Source organism: Pseudomonas sp. GW821-FHT04C07, assembly GCF_059420325.1.
The window spans coordinates 208,738-225,954 of sequence record NZ_JBWKTM010000011.1 but is presented as its reverse complement, the minus strand read 5'-3'; the positions used below and the strand labels follow the sequence as shown (position 1 = coordinate 225,954).

Here is a 17,217-nt window from a genome sequence, read left to right as displayed (position 1 = left end):
GCTGCACGGGACGGCTTAATGACCCGGTGAGCCTAAAATGGCACTTTGCCAAGGATCATGTCGCGGTACATGACAAAGTCGCCGAGCAGGCTGTAGAGCGGATGCTGGAAAGTCGCAGGGCGGTTTTTTTCAAAGAAGAAGTGGCCGACCCAGGCGAAGCTGTAACCGGCCAGGGGAAGCACCCACAACAGCAGCCAGGCACTTTTGCCAATGGCAAAGGCCAGAATGAGAATGACCAGGCTGGTGCCGATGAAGTGCAGCCGGCGGCAAGTGCTGTTTCGGTGCTCACTTAAATAGTAGGGGTAGAACTGGGCAAAGCTGTTGAAGCGTTTGATGTTTCCCACGACTGCGATCTCTGTGGTTATTGTGCTGATGGCCAGATGTCCTACGGGGAGTTTATTTGAGTCTAGAGTGATCAGTGGTAACAGCCAGTGACAATAGGCGCCACTTTAGTATCCTTCTGAAATCAGCCGTGGGATGCGGCTCATCATGCAAGTAAACGCCATGAGCGAAAGAACGACTTCTGCAAGCTGGGCGATGGGGATTGTCGAAGCGCTGGAGATGGACGGTCTGGATTGCCGTGTATTGTTCAAGCAACTGGGGCTCGACTACGCGGCTCTGGACGACCCGGATGCGCGATTCCCTCAGGACTCCATGACGCGGCTTTGGCAGCGAGCCGTGGAGCTGTCCGGCAATCCGGCGATCGGCTTGAACATGGGCAAGGTGGTACGCCCGGCATCCTTTCACGTGGCTGGTTATGCCTTGATGTCCAGTCGGACCCTGGCCGAAGGCTTTCAGCGGTTGGTGCGTTATCAACGGATAATCGCCGAAAGCGCTGACTTGAGCTTTCGTCTTCTGCCCGAAGGCTATGCGCTGATTCTGACCGTGCATGGCGATCATCTGCCGCCGACCCGGCAAAGTGCCGAGGCCTCGCTGGCCTGTGCGCTGGCATTATGTGGCTGGCTGACCGGGCGCACCTTGCAGCCGCGCCAGGTGTTGGTCGAAGGCGATCAGCCAGCCAATATCGAACCCTACAAACAAGCCTTCCACGCGCCGTTGGTGTTTAACGCGCCGTACGATGCGCTGATTTTCGAGCGGGCGGACATGGAAGCACCGCTACCGACGGCCAATGAGGCGATGGCGCTGCTGCATGACCGGTTTGCCGGTGAGTATCTGGCGCGGTTCTCTGAAAGTCGGGTCACGCACAAGGCGCGGCAGGTGTTGTGCCGCCTGTTGCCCCAGGGCGAGCCCAAGCGTGAAGCGGTCGCGCAGACCCTGCACTTGTCTCAGCGCACTCTGCAACGGCGTTTACAAGAAGAGGGCACCAGTTTCCAGACACTGCTTGACGACACCCGTCGCGAGCTGGCTGAGCAGTATCTCGCGCAGCCAGCCATGACCCTGCTGGAAATCGCCTATCTGTTGGGTTTCGCCGACCCGAGTAACTTCTTCCGGGCCTTTCGTCGCTGGTTCGATGTCACGCCCGGTGAATACCGGGTGCGGCTGCTGGAGGCACCGGCGTTGCTCAATGACGCCAAAACGCCGGAATACACAGCACGAACACGGTGATGATTTCCAGTCGACCAAGCAGCATGCCGAGCGAAAGAATCCATTTGGCGGCATCCGGCAGCGTGGCGAAATTGCCGGCCGGGCCGATGGTCTCACCCAGCCCCGGGCCAACGCCGGAGACGGTGCTGGCTGCGCCGGTCAGGGCGGTCATCCAGTCCACGCCCAGCAGCGACAGGGCCAGGGCGATCACGCAGATGGTGATGGCGAAGAAGAACGAGAACATCAGAATCGAGCGGACGATTTCTTCGTCGAGACGATGACCGTTGTACTTCTGTTTGATCACTGCCCGCGGGTGAATCAACTGATTAAGGTTGGCCTTGAGCAGGATGTAGGCGACCTGAAAACGGAAGATCTTGATCCCGCCGGCGGTCGAGCCGGAGCAACCGCCGACAAACCCCAGATAGAAAAACAGCATCAGTGAGAAATTGCCCCACAGGCTGTAGTCGCCCAGGGCAAACCCGGTGGTGGTGACCACCGAGGTGACGTTCAGCGCCACATGCCGCAAGGCGTCCAGCCAGTGCAGGTTGGTGGTCCACCAGTACCAGGTGCCCAGCACCAGCCAGGTCACGAGTAACATCCCGAGCAAGCCTTGAACCTGCTGGTCCTTGATCAACGCCCGGCGATTGCCGCGCAAGGTCGCAACGTAGAGGGTAAAAGGCAGGCTGCCGAGGATCATGATCACCACCGCGACCCAATGCACCGCCGGTTGGGTCCACTTGGCCAGGGATTGGTCGGAGGTCGAAAAACCGCCGGTGGAAATCGCTGACATGGCATGGTTGATGGCGTCGAACGGGCTCATCCCGGCCAACCAGAACGCCAGGCTGCCAAGGATGGTGATGCCGACGTAGGCGCCGACGATCAGTCGGGCCACCATGTGCGAGCGCGGCATGACCTTTTGCGAGCGGTCCGAGGACTCGGTCTGGAACAACCGCATGCCACCGATGCGCAGCAACGGCAGAATCGCCACCGCCATACCGATAAAGCCGATCCCGCCGAGCCAGTGAAGCAGCGAGCGCCAGATCAGAATGCCGGGAGACATGGTGTCCAGGCCGCTGAGCACGGTGGAACCGGTGGCAGTGATGCCGGACATACTCTCGAAAAACGAGTCGGTGTAACTGATGTGTTGGGTCAGCAGGAACGGTAGCGCGGCGAAGACGCAGACCACCACCCAGCTGGTTACGGTGAGCAGGTACATGTCCCGCGGGCGCAGGTGAATGTGCTCTGGACGCCCGGGAATCACCAGCGCAAGGCCTGCGATAAAGGTGATCATGCTGGCCCAGAGGAACGATGGAAGATCGCTGGTGCGTTCGAAAATCAGCAGGGTCGCCATCGGTACGACCATGCTGATGGCCAGGGTAATCAGGAAGATGCCGATAATGAAACCGATAATCCGTAAGGTCGGCAACGCCATGAGGTCCGCTCGGGCTGATAAGGGAAGGGCGCCATTCTACCTGCGGGGCAGGGCATGTAAACGGGCATCCCCGGGACCGCCGTTGCGACCGTCACCAAACGTCTGCAGACCTTGGGCAGTTACCGCTAGAATGGCCGGACATTTTTCTCAGGAGGTAGCCGATGCAGGCTCTCGACGTTTTGCTCAACCGTGTTTCCGTGCCGCGTTTGCTCGACCCGGCGCCCACTGCGGCGCAACGCGAAGTTCTGTTTGGCGCTGCGTCGCGCGCCCCGGATCACGGCCAACTACGGCCATGGCGCTTTCTGACGGTCGAAGGCGCGGCACGCGAGCAATTGGGCGAGTTGCTGGTCGAAGCGGCGCAGTTGCAAGGTGGTGACGTGACCCAGGCTGCGTTGGACAAGGCCCGCGCCATGCCGATGCGCGCGCCGTTGGTGGTGGTGGTCATTGCGCGATTGCAGGATCACTTCAAGGTACCGAAGTCCGAGCAATTGCTGGCCGCCGGCTGTGCCGCCCACGGTATTTTGCTGGCCGCCTATGCCCAAGGTATCGGCGCGGTGTGGCGTACCGGTGAATTGTCCTATTCGCCCCATGTTGCCAAAGGCCTGGGGTTGGCCGAGGGCGAAGAGGTGATTGCCTTCCTGTACCTCGGTACACCGCAGAATGAGCCGCGTACGGCACCGAAGGTAGACATCACCGAGTTTGTCAGCGCCTGGTCGACCAGGACCTGATGATCGTTCCCACGCTCCCGCGTGGGAATGCCTCATTGGACGCTCTGCGTCCATTCTGTGACGCAGAGCGTCACGGGCTGCATTCCCAGGCGGAGCGTGGGAACGATCATCTATCATCTACGCGACCGTCCCGGGCACCAACGGCAAATCCAGGCTGGCAATGAATCCGCCTTCCGGGTGATTGGCCAGGATCAAATTACCGCCATGTCGTTCCGCCGCCCGGCGGGCGATCGCCAGCCCGAGGCCATGCCCCGGAGCAGTCTGGCCGGGCGCTCGGTAGAACGGTTCACCCAATTGGCTCAGATGTTCAGCGTCAACGCCCGGCCCATGGTCGCGCACGCTGATGACAATCCTTTCCCCCCGCCGTAACGCCAGCATTTCAATCGGCTGCCCTGCCGGATTGAAGCGCTGGGCGTTACGCAGCAGGTTATCCACGGCGCGTTCGATCATCGTTGGCCAACCCTTGAGACTCAGCTGTGATTCCATCTCAATCCTCACGTTTTGCTCGGCTGAGTTGAGCAAGGCGTCTTTTTGCAGGTTGTTCAGCAGCCCATTGAGATCAATCTCTTCAGCACTGGCGTTGTCGGCATCCACCCGTGCCAGCACCAGAATTTCACTGATCAAGGCTTCCAGGCGATCACACTCGCGGGTCAGCCGTGGCCAGAGTTTTTCTCGTTCTTCAGGGGTGGCGCGCTCTGCCAATGCCAGGGCGATACGCAGTCGGGCCAGTGGAGAACGGAGTTCGTGGGAGACATCGCGAAGCAATTGCCGCTGGCTGCCGATCAGGCTTTGCAGGCGTGCGCCCATGCGGTTGAAGTCGTTGGCCAGCACGCCGAACTCATCGCGACGATTGGCCAGTTTCGCCAGGCTGTTTTGTTGATAGGTGGTCTGGCCAAGGTCGTGCACCGCGCCGCGCAAACGGCTAAGGGGGCGGGTGATGGAGAGAGTGACCAGCAGACTGAATAAGGTCAGCACCACCAATGCGATACCCAAGGCGCTGAGTGGCCAAAGCAGGCTCTCACGGTGCCAGGCATTCAGTTCGGGGTGCGGAATACGGTAGATCAGCAGGTAGGTATCACCGGTTTTCGGGCTGGTGTATTCGACGGTCAGTCGGCGCCACGGCAGGCGTCGGTCATCATTGTTTTGCCGTGCTTCGAAGGCGGCCGCGCGACGTGGAAAGGTGCCATGCACCACCGGGTCGCCACTTTCATTGAGCACCTGGACATCGATGTGATACTGGCGCTTGCGTTGCTCAAGAATATCTTGCGCAGCCTCTTCGCCTTGGGTCTCAAAGGTTTGTGTCCAGTCTTCGGCCAGGGTATTGAGGCCGGGGTGGCGGCTGAGGATCCAGGCGTCCTGATTCAACATGTGCCCGAGCAGGATCGAAAGCCCTGCAACCAGGGCGATGGCCAGCCAAAAGCTGGCTAGGATGCGCCAGAACAATGAACGCACGGGAAGTCCTCAACAAAGAAAGCCCAACGGCGTGAACCGTTGGGCTGGAAATGAGCGCTAACGCATTATTGCGCTTTTTTCGCTTGTTGCGCTTTCCAGGCCTGGAATTCGGCCCATTCAGCGCGACGCTCGGCCTGCTTTTTCTGAATCTCGTCGAATTGCTTCTGCTGATCAGGTTTCAGCAGGCCGCGAATCTCGGCTTCGGCTTTCTTGTGTCTGGCAGCCATTTCGTCTTTCAAGGCTTTCTGATCGGCTGGCGAGAGTTTTTCCAGGTAGGTTTCGATCAGGTGCTGACGCTCACGCATCTGTTCGCCCATGATTTTGCCAATCTGATGACGCTGTTCGCGACTCAGGTCCAGTTGACTGTACGGACCTTTGCCGTGCATGTGCTCGCTGTAGCGCGGGCCGTCCATTGGACCCATCGGGCCCGAGCCTTCTGGCATCGCCATGGCAACAGTCGGCAGGGCAGCCGCGAACATCAGAGCGATAAGGGTCTTGCGCATCGTGTATCTCCTGTTTCGATTCCGGTGAGTCCGGATGTGTGCAGATTACGGAGATCAAGGTCAGCGGCGGTCAGCGGAGCGTAAAGCTTGGGTAAAGATGTTTTTGGACGGACCTGACAAATCCAGTACTTTGCCGATTTCTTCCTGACGAAGCATGACCTGTGTAGCAGCTGCCGAAGGCTGCGTTCGGCTGCGAAGCAGTCGTGATCCGGACAACTCGGGCAACCTGAAAGATCGAGCTGTTTGCTTTTACGACTGCTGCGCAGCCGAACGCAGCCTCGCGGGCTCGGCAGCTGCTACAGGAAATGGTGTCGGGCTTACAGGCTGTAGTAGTAGCCGCGGCTGCGCAGGGCAACGATGCGTGGACGACCATCAGGGTGTGGTCCGATCTTTTTGCGCAGGTTGCTGACGTGCATGTCCAGGCTGCGGTCATACAGCGTCAGTTTGCGTCCCAGAGCGATCTGCGCCAGTTCCTGTTTGTCCAGCGGCTCGCCCGGTTGCTTGAGCAGCGCTTCAAGCAAGCGACTCTCGGAGATGGTCAGGGTGAATTCCTGCTCATCGATACTGACTACGCCACGGACCGGGCTGAAACACAGGTCACCCAGCTCGAGCTGGCTGGACACCGCCGTCGGATGGCTGCGACGCAGCACGGCGCGCAAACGGGCGGTCAACTCCCGTGGATCGCAGGGTTTGGCCAGGTAATCGTCAGCGCCCAATTCCAGACCGAGAATGCGGTCCAGCGGCTCGCCGCGGGCCGAGAGCATCAGCACCGGCAAATCCGGATGATCGTTGCGCAGTTGCTTGAGCAGCTCCAGACCGCTGCCGTCAGGCAGCATCACGTCCAGCACCACGGCGGCTGGCGCGGCTTGGGCCAAGGCGCGGCGAGCGCTCAGGCCATCGTGGCAGGCATGCACCTGAAAGCCTTCCTGGCTCAGCCAACTGGTCAGGAGCTCACACAGCTCCTGGTCATCATCTATCAGTAACAGGTCGCTCATGACTCACTCAATTTAGCCATTGCCGACGTTGTCTACGTCCGCCACTGGCGAAGATACCGCAGAGCAGGGCCAATAGCGCTACTCCGGCACCGGTGACGAACCACCGCTGCTGATCGGTCAGCAGGTGCGGTACCGAGCTGGCCTGGGTTTCCTTGAGTTGCAGCTTGAGGCGCTGGTTCTCTTGGTGCAGACGGGTCAGCTGGGCGCTCTCGCGTTCGGCATCGGCACTTTGCAATTGTTTGTTCAGCTCATCGCGCTGGCGTTCGCTTTCTTTCAAACGCTGCTGCAACTCGGTGATCTGACTGCCGGCGCTCAGGGACAGAGGCGTTGAATTGCCCGAATCAGAGCGTTCTTCGGCATGGGCAGGGACCCCGATCGATAACATGACCAACAGCAGACACAACGGACCTTGGCGCATCGGAACTCCTGATTCCAATCGAGTGTTAGGCAAGTTGTCGGCCGTTAAACGAGAATAATGAGCGATTGAGCGCGCGATGAACCGACAGGATTCACCGCGCAAGGGACACTTTACGGCAGGACTTGCTTGAATGGCTTGACCAGAACACTGGCGTAGACACCTGCCGCGATGTACGGATCGGCATCGGCCCAGGCTTGGGCGGCCGTCAGCGAGTCGAACTGGGCGACGATCAGGCTGCCGGTAAAACCTGCAGAGCCCGGATCATTACTGTCGACGGCCGGGTGCGGACCTGCCAGCACCACGCGACCTTCGGCCTGCAGCTGTTGCAGCCGCTCCAGATGCGCGGGGCGTGCAGCCAGGCGATTTTCCAGGGAATTGGCGACGTCTGTAGCAATAATTGCGTAAAGCATGTCAGTCCTCGGTTTTCGGAGTGGTGGTGTCGGCGTCATGCAGGTGGCGGGACAGGTAGATACCCTGGCCGACCAGGAACAGCAGAGTCATGCCCAGGCTGCCGAAGACTTTGAAGTCGACCCAGTAGCTCTGGAAGGTAAAGGCCACGAACAGGTTGGCACCGCCACAGAACAGGAAAAACGCGATCCAGGCAATGTTCAGGCGGGTCCAGACCGGGTCCGGCAAGGACAGCGCGTGGCCCATGATGCGTTTGATCAGCAGTCGGTCACCAATGAAATGGCTACCGGCAAAAGCCACGGCGAATAGCCAGTTGACCACCGGGGCTTTCCACTTGAGGAAGGTTTCGCTGTGGAAGGCGAGGGTCAGGCTGCCGAAGACCAGGCAGGCGATCAACGTCAGCCATTGGCTTTTTTCCAGCTTGCGCTGGGAAACGAACAACGTGCCGTAAACCACCAGTGAACTGATGATCAGCATCGCGGTGGCGCTGTAAATACCGCCTACAGTCAGCTCATGGCCGGCGATGTCGACGACCCGAGGATCGATTTTGTAGACGATGAAAAACAGGAACAGCGGGATGAAGTCGATGAATTGTTTCACAGTGGCAGCCAGAAGCAGGATGTGGCGGCATAATAACAAACATCTTAGGCCGCGAAAGCGCCAGCTGATTTGAGGTTACAGAGTCCTGTGAATGTTGATTTGCACTGCCATAGCACGGCCTCCGATGGCGCCCTGGCGCCTGCGGCACTGGTTGCGCGTGCCTTCGAGAGAGGCGTGCGAGTCCTGGCCTTGACCGACCATGACACCCTCGAAGGCCTGGAAGAGGCCCGCAGTGCAGCGGTTGCGCTGGGTATGCAACTGATCAACGGTGTCGAACTGTCCTGTACCTGGGGCGGTGCGACCATTCATGTATTGGGCTATGGTTTCGACATTAATGCCCCGGCTTTGGTCGAGGCCATCGGCAAGTTGCACCACGGTCGCTGGCTAAGGTCCGAAGAAATCAGCCGCAAACTTGCGCTCAAAGGCATGCCGGGAGCGCTGGAAGGTGCCCGGGCGGTTCAGCAGGAGTTGGGGGACAGCGGCAATGCACCCGCTCGACCGCACTTCGCTGATTACCTGGTACGTGCCGGTTTCGTGAAGGACCGCGCCGAGGCATTTCGCAAATGGTTGGGCGCCGGCAAGCTGGGGGACGTCAAGCAGCATTGGCCGACCCTGGAGGAAACCGTCGAGACGCTGCGTGCGGCGGGCGCCTGGGTCAGCCTGGCACATCCTTGGCACTACGATTTCACTCGCAGCAAACGTCGTCGCCTGATTGCCGACTATATTCAAGCGGGTGGCCACGCGATTGAGGTAGTCAATGGCCATCAGCCCGCCGAGCAGGTGGGCAGCCTGGCTATTCTGGCTCGTGAATTTGGGCTGCTGGTCAGCGCCGGCAGTGATTTCCATGGACCTGGAGGCTGGTCCGAGATTGGCGAATACCGTCCGCTCCCGGAGGATCTGCCGCCGCTTTGGTGTCGGTTCAAACATGACCCAATTATTGCCGCCGTCTGAACAGGTAGAGAATGTGAGTCAATTTTTCCAGATTCATCCGGAAAACCCGCAAGCGCGCCTGATCAAACAGGCTGTTGAGATCATCAGGTCCGGTGGGGTGGTGATCTATCCAACTGACTCCTCCTACGCCATTGGTTGCCAGATCGGCGACAAGAACGCCATCGAACGTGTCCGTCGTTTGCGGCAACTGGACGACAAGCACAACTTCGCGCTGATCTGCAGCGACCTGTCGCAACTGGGGCTGTTCGCCAAAATCGATACCGGTACCTTTCGCTTGCTCAAGGCCCATACGCCGGGCCCGTACACGTTCATTCTCAACGCTACCCGCGAAGTCCCGCGCCTGTTGCTGCACCCCAAGAAGCGGACCATCGGTCTGCGGGTGCCGAGCCATCCGATTGCCCTGGCGTTGCTTGAAGAGTTGGGGGAGCCGCTGATGAGCGTGACGCTGATCATGCCCGGTGAGACTGAGCCAATGAGCGATCCTTACGAGATGCGCCAAATGCTTGAGCATCAAGTCGATCTGATCATCGATGGCGGTTTCGGCGGCATCAAGGCGTCCACGGTGATCAATCTGGCTGATGGCGAGCCTGAAGTGATCCGTGTCGGTTGCGGCGACCCGGCGCCGTTCACGGTCGAAGCCTAGATGTCTGCAGTCGAATCAGTGGACAGCCAGGTGGGAGCGCAGCAAGAACTGCCGTTCGCCATGGTCTATGGCCAGGCGGTCATGGAAATGCCGCTGGACCTGTACATCCCGCCGGATGCGCTCGAGGTTTTCCTCGAAGCCTTCGAAGGCCCGCTGGACCTGCTGCTGTACCTGATCCGCAAACAGAACATCAACATTCTTGACATCCCGGTGGCGGAAATCACCCGCCAGTACATGGGCTATGTCGAGTTGATGCAGTCGGTGCGCCTGGAGCTCGCCGCCGAGTACCTGGTCATGGCGGCAATGCTCGCCGAGATCAAATCGCGGATGCTGCTGCCTCGGTCTAGCGAGATCGAGGTGGAAGAAGACGATCCGCGCGCCGAGCTGATCCGCCGCTTGCAGGAATACGAACGCTTCAAAGCCGCGGCAGAAGGCATCGACGGGTTGAGCCGGGTAGGGCGCGATGTGGTGGTGCCCAGGCTCGATGCCCCGGAAGCCCGGGCGCGCAAATTGTTGCCGGACGTGAGCCTGGAAGAGTTGCTGATGTCCATGGCCGAAGTCCTGCGCCGTGGCGATATGTTCGAAAGCCATCAGGTCAGCCGCGAGGCGTTGTCTACCCGTGAGCGCATGAGTGATGTACTCGAACGCCTCAAGGGCGGCGGCTTCGTGCCCTTTGTCGAGCTGTTCACCGCTGAAGAAGGCCGCCTGGGTGTGGTGGTGACCTTTATGGCAATCCTCGAGCTGGTCAAGGAATCTTTGGTCGAGCTGGTGCAGAATGAGCCTTTTACGGCTATCCATGTGCGGGCGCGAGCCGAATAACGAGCCGAAATCAATGAATCTGAGTGAACCCCGCGAGCTGGCGCCATTGCTTGAAGCCTTTCTGTTGGCCTCGGGAAAGCCGCAAACCATGGAACGTCTGTTTGAGCTCTTCGAAGAGGGTGAGCGGCCGGAACCGCCGGTTTTCAAGAAAGCCCTGGAGATCTTGCGCAAATCCTGTGACGGCCGGGCCTTTGAGCTCAAGGAAGTCGCATCCGGTTATCGCCTGCAGATTCGCGAGAAGTTCTCGCCTTGGGTTGGGCGACTGTGGGAAGAGCGGCCGCAGCGTTATTCCCGGGCCATGCTGGAAACCATGGCCTTGATCGCCTATCGCCAGCCGATAACTCGGGGCGAGATTGAGGATGTGCGCGGTGTGGCAGTCAACAGTCATATCGTCAAAACCCTGCTCGAACGTGAGTGGATCCGCATCGTTGGTTACCGCGAAGTGCCAGGTAAACCGGCGATGTTCGCCACCACCAAAGCCTTTCTCGACCACTTCAACCTGAAAAATCTCGACGACCTGCCGCCGCTGGCCGAACTGCGTGAGCTGGAGCCCGATCCGATTCTCGATTTCGACGACGCACCAGTGCCGCAGAGCCTGCAAGAGCTGGCCGATGCCAGCGCCGAGCCGGAAGAACCGAAAGACGAAACCAGCTTCCATACCCTGTTGCTGGAACTGGACTCGATGGAGGAAGGGATCAAGACCGACTTCGACGATTTGCTTCGGGATGGGGCAGTGAACGAGACCAGCGTCGAGAGCGAGACCGAAGTCCAAGCCGAAGCACAACCCGAAATTGAGGTTGAGCTTCACGTTGAGGCTGAAGCCGAAACTGAGGAAGAGCAGGAAGACGACCTTATCGGCGTCGCAGAGGCCCGCGCCAAACTGCTGGCCGCTGTCGCCGCGCTGGAACAAACTGCACCAGTCCTGAGCGACGAAGAAGCCGAGGCCCAGGCGCTCGCCGAAGCGATCGAGAACGAAAGACGCTTGCTGGAGGATGAGTGATTGATCGTTCCCACGCTCTGCGTGGTAACGCATCCCGTGACGCTCTGCGTCGCAGCCGAAGGCGGACGCAGAGCGTCCATGGCGGCATTCCCACGCAGAGCGTGGGAACGATCTGATCACCTTTCCCCTCACCGGTCGGCGGAAAAACAACTAACCGACCGTTTATCCGCTAGTCTCTGATGCGCGAACAGCGCCATGCGCGTATGATTCGCGACCCTTTGGCGATCCTTGCGCCCAAAGACCAGCTTTCAACGCTTCAGGCCAGGCCTGAACAGACCACACCGGGAGGTGCCCAGATGAGTGACAACGACCAGAAAGACAGCCAGGAAATCGGCCCAGCAGGCGAAAAACTGCAGAAAGTCCTCGCCCGTATCGGCGTTGGCTCGCGCCGTGACGTAGAGGCCTGGATCAGCCATGGCCGGATCAAGGTCAATGGCAAAGATGCCACCCTTGGCCTGCGCGTCGACCTGCATGACGCCATCACTATCGATGGCAAGGTGATCAAGCGTGAAGAGGCCGCCGAGTCGGTGCGCCGCGTGATCATGTACAACAAGCCCGACGGCGAAATCTGCACCCGTGACGACCCTGAAGGCCGTCCGACCGTGTTCGATAAAATGCCGCGTCCGAAAGAAGGTCGCTGGATCAACATTGGCCGTCTGGACATCAACACCACCGGTCTGCTGATGTTCACCACCGACGGTGAGCTGGCCAACCGTCTGATGCATCCTTCCTACGAAATGGACCGCGAGTACGCGGTGCGTGTGCGTGGCGAAGTCGATGACGAGATGATCGAGCGGCTCAAGGCCGGCGTGGTCCTCGAAGACGGCCCGGCGAAGTTCACCGATATCAAGCAAGCACCGGGCGGCGAAGGCTTCAACCATTGGTACCACTGCGTAGTGATGGAAGGCCGTAACCGTGAAGTGCGTCGTTTGTGGGAATCCCAGGGGCTGGTGGTCAGCCGTCTGAAGCGTGTACGTTTTGGTCCGGTGTTCCTCAACTCCGACCTGCCGATGGGCCGCTGGCGCGAAATGAGCCAGTACGAAGTCGATATTCTCAGCGCTGAAGTCGGCTTGACGCCGGTCGCCATGCCGCAGATGAACGCCAAGAGCAAAGACAAGCTTGAGCGTATGCAACGCAAATCGTCCCGCCCGGTTGGCAAGGCCGAGCGCGTGCGGACCCTGCGTCCAGCCGCTGGTGCACCTGCCGCTGGCCCGCGTCCAGTCCGTGAGCCGCAGATCGAAGGCGAGCGCCCGGCGCGCAAACCTGCTCCACGTCAGGATGGCGAGCGCGGCCCACGCACTCCGCGTCCGGCTACCGGTCGCGGTGCTCCAGCAGGCGGTCGCAGCGATCGTGGTACGCCAGTGGCAGACCGTCCGGCCGACACCAAGCGTCCAGCCAAGCCTGGGCCAAAGTCCAAACGTCCGGGTATCGGCCTGGTCGACAGGGATGCGCCATCCGGCAAGCGCCGTGGCGCACCGGCCGGCTCCGGTCAGCGTCCAGGCTTTGGCCGTCGCAAGCCTGAGTAAGCGGTAAGCTGCAAACAAGAACGCCAACCCCAGGGTTGGCGTTTTTTTTTGCGCTTCGTATTGATCGTTCCCACGCTCTGCGTCACTAGTGTTGATCGTTCCCACGCTCTGCGTGGGAATGCCGCCTTGGACGCTCCGCGTCCGCTTCGGCAGTGACGCGGAGTGTCACGGGATGCATTCCCACGCGGGAGCGTGGGAATGATCATGTGTTGCACTTAAAACACAAACCACCCATCAAACACCATCTTATGGGCGTTGTGATTCAGCAAATGACCAATCCCTGGCGGATCTGTATTGGAAATTTTGCGTGCCGCCTCGTAAACAAATATTTACGAAATTCCAGCTTTCCACCCATGGAATCGACGATTCATCCCAACCGTAAGGAAAACCTGCCGGAAAAGTGTTGAAGCGAGCTATTCCAAGGCTCTGCCCCGGTTGTTTCGCAAGGCTGGTGAGGGTGTTATGCGCCCCATGCCTGTCGTGCAGGCCATAACAACAAGGAGGCGCAATGAACGCTGTGACTCATTTTCTGCGAGGCGAAATCGACTTCGCCCTTAGCGACCACCCATGTGGGTATGTCCATTCCTTTGCTGCTATTGAAGACCATCGAGCAAGCCCCAGCCTGACGCTGCGTGATCCGCGCTGACCAAGCGGTGTCTGGCAGCAGGAGGTTACGGGTGTACAATGCGCGGCGTTTTAACTGTGACTCAACTGCGTATCCGCGCATTTTGCGCCTGTCGGCTGTCATGACTCGCTGCGAGCTTTTGCTCCCGGCAACCCGCTCGATTGCCCAAGGCCAATAAACTCAAGGCTATCCGCCTTGTTCACTCCGCCGCGTCACAAGCGTGGTGGGTTCGATCTCGTCACAGATAAAAACAAACAGGTGACGCATGACCCGTGAAAAAACGCTGAACTCCTGGTGCCTGCGCTGGGGTTTGATCTGTGCTGCTTAAACCCGTATTCAAGCAGCAACGTAAAACGAACATCATCAAACCTTGCGTGAGACCCTTTTAATGAGTGGACAAAACTCGCATTCAGGTACGCTTCAGCGCGGCCTGAAAAATCGCCATATTCAACTTATCGCCCTCGGTGGCGCGATCGGTACCGGGTTGTTCCTGGGCTCCGCCGGCGTTCTGAAATCGGCCGGTCCGTCGATGATCCTCGGCTACGCGATCTGCGGCTTCATTGCCTTCATGATCATGCGCCAACTGGGCGAAATGATCGTAGAAGAGCCGGTGGCCGGTTCGTTCAGCCACTTCGCCCACAAATACTGGGGCGGATTTGCCGGCTTCCTGTCGGGCTGGAACTGCTGGATCCTCTACATCCTGGTGGGTATGTCGGAGCTGACCGCGGTCGGCAAATACGTGCACTACTGGTGGCCGGATGTCCCGACCTGGGCTTCGGCAGCCCTGTTTTTCGTGATGATCAACGCGATCAACCTGGCCAACGTCAAAGTCTTTGGCGAGGCCGAGTTCTGGTTCGCGATCATCAAGGTCGTGGCCATCGTCGGCATGATCGCCCTGGGTAGCTACCTGCTGGTCAGCGGCAATGGCGGCCCACAGGCTTCAGTCAGCAACCTGTGGGAACACGGCGGTTTCTTCCCCAATGGCGTCAGTGGTTTGGTGATGGCCATGGCGATCATCATGTTCTCCTTCGGGGGCCTGGAAATGCTCGGTTTCACTGCCGCCGAGGCTGACCAGCCGAAGACCGTGATCCCGAAAGCCATCAACCAGGTGATCTACCGGATCCTGATTTTCTACATTGGCGCACTGGTGGTGCTGTTGTCGCTGACCCCATGGGACAGCCTGCTGGTGAGTTTGAACGCGTCCGGCGATGCCTACAGCGGCAGCCCGTTCGTTCAGGTGTTCTCGATGCTCGGCAGCAACACCGCGGCGCACATCCTGAACTTCGTTGTCTTGACCGCCGCGTTGTCGGTGTACAACAGCGGTACTTACTGCAACAGCCGTATGCTGCTGGGTATGGCCGAGCAGGGTGATGCACCGAAGGCGCTGGCGAAGATCGACAAGCGCGGCGTACCGGTGCGTTCGATTCTGGCGTCGGCGGCGGTGACCTTCGTCGCTGTGGTGCTGAACTACCTGATCCCGCAACATGCACTGGAATTGCTGATGTCGCTGGTGGTTGCGACGCTGGTAATCAACTGGGCGATGATCAGCTTCTCGCACTTCAAGTTCCGTCAGCATATGAACCGTACCAGGCAGACCCCGCTGTTCAAGGCGCTCTGGTACCCGTACGGCAACTATATTTGCCTGGCGTTCGTGGTGTTTATTCTCTGCGTCATGCTGATGATTCCGGGCATCCAGATATCGGTCTATGCGATTCCGGTGTGGGTGGCATTCATGTGGATTTGCTACGGCATCAAGAACAAGCGCAGTGCTCAACATGCGTTGAGAGTGGCCGGTTCTGCGGTGAAGTAAGCGCAACCTGCTGACAACAAACCCGGCCTGTGCCGGGTTTGTTGTTTCTGGGCTTTTTGTTTATTGAAACGGGTAGACCCGCGTATCCTGAAGGCCCTGAAACCGGATCGTTTTCCATGCTGGTGATTTCCAACAATGTGCATCTGCCAGATGCCGAGATCGATTTGACCGCAATTCGCGCCCAGGGCGCGGGTGGGCAGAACGTCAACAAAGTCTCCAGCGCGGTGCATTTGCGCTTTGATATACCGGCTTCGTCCTTGCCACCGTTCTACAAGGAGCGGCTGTTGGCGCTGCGCGACAGCCGGATCACCAGCGAAGGGGTGATCATCATCAAGGCGCAGCAGTATCGGACCCAGGAACAGAATCGCGCTGATGCGCTGGAGCGCCTGACCGAGCTGATCCTCAGCGCCACCAAGGTCGAAAAGAAGAGGCGTGCAACCAAGCCGACCCTGGGTTCGAAGAAGCGTCGGCTGGAATCCAAGACCAAGCGTGGCTCGATCAAGGCCGGGCGCGGCAAGGTCGATTTCTAGTTCAGGCAGTAGTGGCCGCGCGCTCTTCACGGTATTTCGGCGCTCGCCGGTACAAGTAGATGCTCAGCATCAAACCGGCCATGGCGGCCAATGCGGCGAACAGGAAGATCGAGGCAAAACCAAAGCCTGCCGCAATCGCCCCGGCCAAGGGGCCAGTGATGCCCAGCGACAGGTCGATGAACAGCGAATAGGCCCCGACCGCCGCACCACGGCTGGAGGCCGGTACCAGATTCACCGCTTCCACACCCAGGGCCGGGAATACCAGCGAAAATCCGAAGCCGCTCAGCGCTGCGCCAGCCAGCGCCCAGTGAGCGTCCGGGGCCAGCCACAGGAGCAAGAGCCCGAGGATTTCTACCGACAGGCAGGCAATTGCCACACGAAAGCCGCCGAGGCGGTTGATCAGGTTGCCGAACAGCAGTCGCGCACCGATGAAGCAGGTACCGAACAGGCTCAGGCAGAGTACGGCGTTGGACCAGTGCTGAGTGGCGTAGTACAGCGTAATGAACGTGGCGATGGTGCCGAAACCGATTGAGCCAAGGGCCAGGCCGCAACCGTGGGGCAGCACTCGCCCCAATACATGCAGGAACGGCAAGCGCTCGCCGGCCACGATCGGCGCGGCGATTTTTGGCCAGGCCAACAGCAGGCCCAGTGCAGCCAGCAACAAAATGCTGACGCCCATGCTCCATAGTCCCAGTTGATTGACCAGCAATACCCCCAGCGGAGCACCAATGGCCAGCGCGCCGTAACTGGCGATGCCGTTCCAGGAAATAACCTTGGCGGTGTTCTGCGCGCCGACCCGGCCAATACCCCAGCCAATCGAGCCGGAACCCACCAGGCTTTCGGCGCTGCCCAGCACCAGTCGGCCGATCAACAGGCTGATCAGGCTCAGGGCCGGCATGCTCTGCAGCCAGGCCGAGAGCAGCATGAACACACCACTCAAACCGCAACCGGCCAGGCCGTACATCACTGCACGTTTGCTACCGAGGTTGTCGATGATCCGGCCGGCATAAGGACGGCTGAGCAGGGTGGCGAGGTATTGCACGCTGATCACCAGGCCCGCGATCACCGCGCCGAAGCCCAGATCGCTGTGCACGTAACCTGGCAGCACGGCCAGGGGAATACCGATATTCAGATAGCCAATGAAGGTGAAAAGTACGATGGAAACGACTTGCAGCGTGACCGCCATGGGGCGTTGGGTATCTGGCATCGGTAAAGGTCCACTGGCGCAGCAG

18 protein-coding genes are annotated in these 17,217 nt (G+C 59.6%); 9 read left to right on the top strand and 9 right to left on the bottom strand.

Translation table 11 applies throughout. The features are described 5' to 3' along the window. Positions 1–32: 32 nt before the first annotated feature. Entirely contained in the window at positions 33–344 is a 312-nt protein-coding gene (locus AC07UI_RS20840; protein ID WP_494994276.1) for an Mpo1-like protein, read from the bottom strand. Positions 345–504: 160 nt separating this feature from the next. Between AC07UI_RS20840 and AC07UI_RS20835 the strand changes: the two genes are divergently transcribed. Next, entirely contained in the window at positions 505–1,566 is a 1,062-nt protein-coding gene (locus AC07UI_RS20835; protein WP_494994275.1) for an AraC family transcriptional regulator, read from the top strand. Here AC07UI_RS20835 and AC07UI_RS20830 read toward each other — a convergent pair. Continuing rightward, the gene (locus AC07UI_RS20830; protein ID WP_494994274.1) at positions 1,523–2,977 is read right to left on the bottom strand and encodes a TrkH family potassium uptake protein; all 1,455 of its coding nucleotides are present in this window, start codon (positions 2,975–2,977) and stop codon (positions 1,523–1,525) included. The two genes, AC07UI_RS20835 and AC07UI_RS20830, sit on opposite strands and share 44 nt — an antisense overlap. Before the next feature lie 161 nt (positions 2,978–3,138). On the opposite strand from AC07UI_RS20830, the gene AC07UI_RS20825 reads away from it, so the two are divergent. Continuing rightward, positions 3,139–3,705, top strand: coding sequence for a nitroreductase family protein (locus AC07UI_RS20825; protein WP_494994273.1), 567 nt, complete (start codon positions 3,139–3,141; stop codon positions 3,703–3,705). Between the two features lie 117 nt (positions 3,706–3,822). On the opposite strand, the gene AC07UI_RS20820 is transcribed toward AC07UI_RS20825, so the two are convergent. The 6 genes from AC07UI_RS20820 to AC07UI_RS20795 form a co-directional block, all read right to left on the bottom strand. Next, positions 3,823–5,157: a sensor histidine kinase gene (locus tag AC07UI_RS20820; RefSeq protein ID WP_494994272.1), complete on the bottom strand. Its 1,335-nt coding sequence runs from the start codon at positions 5,155–5,157 to the stop codon at positions 3,823–3,825. 65 nt (positions 5,158–5,222) lie between these two features. After that, positions 5,223–5,660 (bottom strand): LTXXQ domain protein, encoded by a 438-nt coding sequence (locus AC07UI_RS20815; RefSeq protein ID WP_494994271.1) that lies wholly within the window; start codon positions 5,658–5,660, stop codon positions 5,223–5,225. Between the two features lie 317 nt (positions 5,661–5,977). Further along, positions 5,978–6,655, bottom strand: a complete 678-nt coding sequence (locus tag AC07UI_RS20810; protein ID WP_494994270.1) for a response regulator transcription factor — start codon at positions 6,653–6,655, stop codon at positions 5,978–5,980. A 7-nt stretch (positions 6,656–6,662) separates the two neighbouring features. Continuing rightward, the gene (locus tag AC07UI_RS20805; RefSeq protein ID WP_494994269.1) at positions 6,663–7,073 is read right to left on the bottom strand and encodes an SH3 domain-containing protein; all 411 of its coding nucleotides are present in this window, start codon (positions 7,071–7,073) and stop codon (positions 6,663–6,665) included. A 110-nt stretch (positions 7,074–7,183) separates the two neighbouring features. Next, on the bottom strand, positions 7,184–7,483 hold the full coding sequence (locus tag AC07UI_RS20800; RefSeq protein ID WP_494994268.1) for a YciI family protein: 300 nt from the start codon (positions 7,481–7,483) through the stop codon (positions 7,184–7,186). Between the two features lies 1 nt (position 7,484). Continuing rightward, complete coding sequence (locus tag AC07UI_RS20795; protein ID WP_494994267.1) at positions 7,485–8,081, bottom strand: septation protein A; 597 nt, start codon at positions 8,079–8,081, stop codon at positions 7,485–7,487. Positions 8,082–8,168: 87 nt separating this feature from the next. Here AC07UI_RS20795 and AC07UI_RS20790 point away from each other — a divergent pair, with 87 nt between their 5' ends. From AC07UI_RS20790 to arfB, 7 genes are all read left to right on the top strand, one after another. Beyond that, the gene (locus AC07UI_RS20790; protein ID WP_494994266.1) at positions 8,169–9,032 is read left to right on the top strand and encodes a PHP domain-containing protein; all 864 of its coding nucleotides are present in this window, start codon (positions 8,169–8,171) and stop codon (positions 9,030–9,032) included. Positions 9,033–9,045: 13 nt separating this feature from the next. Then, positions 9,046–9,675: an L-threonylcarbamoyladenylate synthase gene (locus AC07UI_RS20785; protein WP_494994265.1), complete on the top strand. Its 630-nt coding sequence runs from the start codon at positions 9,046–9,048 to the stop codon at positions 9,673–9,675. Then, positions 9,676–10,494: a segregation and condensation protein A gene (locus tag AC07UI_RS20780; RefSeq protein WP_494994264.1), complete on the top strand. Its 819-nt coding sequence runs from the start codon at positions 9,676–9,678 to the stop codon at positions 10,492–10,494. 13 nt (positions 10,495–10,507) lie between these two features. Then, complete coding sequence (gene scpB, locus AC07UI_RS20775) at positions 10,508–11,494, top strand: SMC-Scp complex subunit ScpB (RefSeq protein WP_494994263.1); 987 nt, start codon at positions 10,508–10,510, stop codon at positions 11,492–11,494. A gap of 296 nt (positions 11,495–11,790) precedes the next feature. Next, positions 11,791–13,020: a 23S rRNA pseudouridine(2605) synthase RluB gene (gene rluB, locus AC07UI_RS20770; protein WP_494994262.1), complete on the top strand. Its 1,230-nt coding sequence runs from the start codon at positions 11,791–11,793 to the stop codon at positions 13,018–13,020. Positions 13,021–14,033: 1,013 nt separating this feature from the next. After that, positions 14,034–15,455, top strand: coding sequence for an amino acid permease (locus AC07UI_RS20765; RefSeq protein WP_494994261.1), 1,422 nt, complete (start codon positions 14,034–14,036; stop codon positions 15,453–15,455). 116 nt (positions 15,456–15,571) lie between these two features. After that, on the top strand, positions 15,572–15,985 hold the full coding sequence (gene arfB / locus AC07UI_RS20760; protein WP_494994260.1) for an alternative ribosome rescue aminoacyl-tRNA hydrolase ArfB: 414 nt from the start codon (positions 15,572–15,574) through the stop codon (positions 15,983–15,985). 1 nt (position 15,986) lies between these two features. Here the strand turns inward: arfB and AC07UI_RS20755 are convergent, their stop codons facing one another. Beyond that, on the bottom strand, positions 15,987–17,192 hold the full coding sequence (locus AC07UI_RS20755) for an MFS transporter (RefSeq protein WP_494994259.1): 1,206 nt from the start codon (positions 17,190–17,192) through the stop codon (positions 15,987–15,989). Positions 17,193–17,217 lie beyond the last annotated feature (25 nt).